The 1,444-nt window shown below is 49.8% G+C and carries 1 protein-coding gene; it reads left to right on the top strand.

Features of this window, described 5'->3' with window-relative positions:
• Positions 1 to 291: 291 nt before the first annotated feature.
• Entirely contained in the window at positions 292 to 1,374 is a 1,083-nt protein-coding gene (locus tag ACRC1E_RS08510; protein WP_438514671.1) for a Gfo/Idh/MocA family protein, read from the top strand.
• Positions 1,375 to 1,444 lie beyond the last annotated feature (70 nt).

The raw sequence follows: 1,444 nt of genomic DNA, 5'->3' as shown, positions 1-1,444 counted from the left end.
CGTCAAAGGTAGTTGATTCATATCATTGATACGGGAGGCGAATACACGGACTGGCCGCTTGTGGGCGTGTTTCTTGATATTTTTCTGGCACTAATCTGTGTTGATGCTCCATGTTGATAAGTACAAATGCATTGCTATTGGCAATGTTTATTTACTATAAAAATAAAGATTACTTACCGTTCATGCATGCCGGTTTGTTAACCCTAGCGCTGCATGCCGTATGTCAGCGGCAGGGTGCATGTCTGAATGCTTCTGTTGCCATGATGTCTTGCCTATGAGGAGACTATCCCTGTGAAGATCAATCTTGCAGTGGTCGGTTTGGGAAAGATGGGCTTATCCCATCTGGCGATGATTAATGCTCATCCTAATGTGCAGGTGGCAGCAATCTGTGATGCCAGCGGCTATGTACTGGATGTGCTGGAAAAGTATACCGGCTTACAGGCATTTTCCGATTACGAGCGCATGCTGCGCGAAGTGGCTCTGGATGCCGTCATTATTGCGACGCCGTCGGCGATGCATGCACCCATGGTCAGGGCCGCACTGGATAGGGGCTTGCATGTATTCTGCGAAAAGCCTTTTTGTCTGGATGATGCCGATGGTGAGGCATTGACCCGGCAGGCACTGCATAGCGGAGTGGTCAATCAGGTCGGCTATCACTGCCGTTTTGTGGGGGCATTTCAGGAAGTTAAGCGCCTTCTGGATCTGGGTGTCATTGGGGAGATTAGTCATGTCCAGGCGGAAGCCTATGGTCCTGTTGTGCTCAAGCCTAAAGGATCTTCCTGGCGTTCGAAGCACTCTGAAGGCGGGGGCTGTTTGTATGACTACGCTGCCCATCCCTTGAATCTGGTGACGTGGTATCTGGGCCTGCCCCAGGCGGTGGGGGGTACGGTGCTGAATTCAGTCTTTTCTGCACAGACGGATGATGAGGTGTTTGCCACTCTTTACTATGCCGGAGGAAAGAGTGCCCAGCTTTCGGTTAGCTGGAGCGATGAATCCTTCAGAAAAATGAGCACAACCATAACCATTCTGGGAACAAAAGGCCGGATTAAGGCAGACAGGCAAGAGTGTCAGGTTTTCTTGCGGGATACTGCGACGCTACCGGCAGGTTATCAGCCAGGCTGGAATGTGCGCTACACCACAGAGTTGACTGAGCCCGTGTGGTTTTATGTGCGCGGTGAAGAATACTCGGCTCAGCTCGATTATTTTGTGAATGCCATTCTGTCCGGTAATGCTTCCGGAAATATCAATAGTTTTTCCGAGGCACAAACGACAGATCGGGTTATTTCGATGCTGATTGAGGATGCGCGCAGGGGGCCGCTACGTCGTAGCGAAGAACAGGATGTAGCAAAAAAACGTTGGTCTTTCTTTGCTTGATAGATTAAGTACGAAGGGGCATTTCATGGATAGATTACTGTTTGGCGATAACCAGTTTTTCGGTGTTAAT

Origin of the sequence: Craterilacuibacter sp. (assembly GCF_051659485.1) — a bacterium.
Lineage (GTDB): Bacteria > Pseudomonadota > Gammaproteobacteria > Burkholderiales > Chromobacteriaceae > Craterilacuibacter.
The sequence above is the reverse complement of the archived record's forward strand: the minus strand, read 5'-3'. Positions and strand labels throughout refer to the sequence as shown.